Consider the following 311-nt stretch of genomic DNA (forward strand, 5'->3'; position numbering starts at 1 on the left):
TAAGCCAAGAGATGCTCTCTTACAGCGATCTTCGTGGCTACAATGTCATCATTGTCCCTAGTCGTTGGTATGGTGAGTTATCGAAAAGCCATATTAGCGCTTTGGACAAGTGGGTTGCGCAGGGCGGCACCTTAATCGTTAATGGTAACTCGGCTGCGCAATTAGCCACAGCAGAAGACTTCTCGAAAGTGGCGCTGCTGAAGCAGAGCTTTGATAAGGCCGATGAGTATGACCTGGCGCTGATGCGCGAGTGGCAAGCCAAGCAACAGCGTATCGCCAATGCTGATTTGATTAATGCTCACAAGGTTTCT

Annotated in this window: 1 protein-coding gene; it reads left to right on the top strand. The window is 49.5% G+C overall.

Annotation, left to right across the window (positions count from 1 at the left end):
- Nucleotides 1-311 (top strand): type 1 glutamine amidotransferase family protein (locus CWC14_RS19270; RefSeq protein WP_212746572.1); only part of this gene is annotated, 311 nt, incomplete at both ends.

This window comes from Pseudoalteromonas sp. S3260, assembly GCF_005886925.1.
Classification (GTDB): Bacteria; Pseudomonadota; Gammaproteobacteria; order Enterobacterales; family Alteromonadaceae; genus Pseudoalteromonas; species Pseudoalteromonas tetraodonis.